Below are 1,964 nucleotides of genomic sequence, written 5' to 3'. Positions count from 1 at the left end.
ATGTCAGGGGCCATCGCAGCGACTATGACGAATGGGCAAATCTGGGCTGCGAGGGCTGGTCGTGGGATGAGGTTCTGCCCTATTTCCGGCGCGCCGAGGGCAATGAGCGCGGCACTGATGCCTTGCATGGCGGGGACGGCCCGCTGAAAGTGTCGAACCAGCGCTCGCCGAGGCCGATCGCCAAGGCCTTCATAGAGGCTTGTGCCGAAAACCAGATTCGCGCCTCGGACGATTTCAACGGACCGGAACAAGAGGGCGCCGGCTATTTCCAGGTGACCCAGTTTGCCGGTGGCGCCCGTAATGGCGAGCGCTGTTCGACTGCCGCCGCCTATCTCCATCCGGTGATGCAGCGGAGCAATCTGACCGTGATCACGCGGGCGCACGCCACAGGCATCGTCCTTGCCGGCAAGCGCGCCACCGGCATCCGCTACCGGACGCGCAAAGGCGAGGCAGTGGCACAGGCGTCGCGCGAGGTGATCCTCTGCGGTGGTGCCTTCGGTTCGCCGCAGCTTCTGTTGCTGTCGGGTATCGGCCCGGCGGCCGAACTTGCCGTGCATGGCGTTCCCGTCGTCCACGAATTGCCGGGCGTCGGCAAGAACCTGCAGGACCACCTCGATTTTATCGTCGGCTGGAGATCGAAGGACACCGATATGCTCGGCATGAGCCCGCGCGGCGCGTGGGGTTTCCTCAGGCACATCGCGCAGTGGCGGCGGGATGGAACCGGGCTGATCGCCTCGCCGTCGGCCGAGAGCGGCGCTTTCGTCAAATCCGACCCGGCGCTTGAGCGCCCTGACCTGCAGCTGCAATTCGTCATCGGCCTGGTCGAAAACCATGCGCGCACGCTGCACTACGGTTTCGGCTTCTCCTGTCATGTCTGCATATTGCGGCCGCACTCGCGTGGCGAGGTTGGGCTGGCCAGCGCCGATCCACTTGCCGCGCCACGCATCGATCCGCGCTTTCTCGGCGACCAGCGCGATGCGGAACTGCTGCTGAAAGGCGTGAGGATCACCCGGCAGGTGCTGGCTTCGCCGGCGCTGACGCGCTACCGGCACAAGGAAATGCACATCGCCGGCGAGCCGAGCGATGCCGATCTGATGACCCATATCCGTACCCGCGCCGACACGGTCTATCACCCGGTCGGCTCCTGTCGGATGGGGTCGACGAGATGGCGGTGGTCGATCCGCAACTCAAGGTGCGCGGGCTTGAAGCCTTGCGTGTCGTGGACGCCTCGGTGATGCCGACACTGATTGGTGGCAACACCAATGCCCCAACCATCATGATCGCCGAAAAGGCCGCCGACATGATCAGGGCTGCCTGATCGGAGCTCCAGGCCGCGGCGCCCATGGCGCGGCGGTCTTCTTGTTGTGACGCAATTGCCCAGGGAAAACGCTACGCGTTTTCCCTGGAAAACCGTTCACACTTCTCCTGGAATTGCTTAAGCCGCCGCCCGTGCCTCGCGGAACGACACCAGCTTGCGGCGGTTTTCGTCCCACAATGCCAGTTTGACGCAGCGCAGGCTTTCGAGCAGCGTAACCCGGCCTATGTCGCGCAACTCGGGATAATCCCGCAGCACTTCCTGCAACCGGTAGCACGGCACCTTGGCCGAGAGGTGATGGACGTGATGGACACCGATGTTGCCGGTGAGCCAGTTCAGCACCGGCGGAAGGTCGTAATACGACGATCCGTGCAAGGCGGCGTGCTGGAATTCCCAGTCGGCATCCTTCGCCCATTCTGTTTCCTCGAACTGGTGCTGGACGTAGAACAGCCAGATGCCGGCCGAACCGGCGAGGATGACGATCGGCAGGTGAACCACCAGGAAAGCGCCCGGGCCGACGAACCAGATAAGGACGGCTGCTGCGACCGCGATGCCAAGGTTGGTGGTCATCGACGACACCCAAGGGGTCAGGCCGCCGCGCATCATGCCGACGGGTAGCCTCTGCTCGAAGATGAAAAGCCAGATCGGA

1 protein-coding gene and 1 pseudogene are annotated in these 1,964 nt (G+C 63.8%); one reads left to right on the top strand and one right to left on the bottom strand.

The window, feature by feature from the left end:
• Positions 1-1,318, top strand: a pseudogene (locus EN984_RS16050) (GMC family oxidoreductase N-terminal domain-containing protein); the annotation flags it as partial.
• Between the two features lie 117 nt (positions 1,319-1,435).
• On the opposite strand, the gene EN984_RS16045 reads toward EN984_RS16050, so the two are convergent.
• On the bottom strand, positions 1,436-1,964 hold a 529-nt coding region (locus EN984_RS16045; RefSeq protein ID WP_206517433.1), incomplete at its 5' end, for a fatty acid desaturase.

It is taken from the genome of Mesorhizobium sp. M7A.F.Ca.CA.004.12.1.1 (assembly GCF_003997835.1).
Lineage (GTDB): Bacteria > Pseudomonadota > Alphaproteobacteria > Rhizobiales > Rhizobiaceae > Mesorhizobium.
This window is presented reverse-complemented; position numbering and strand designations above follow the sequence as displayed.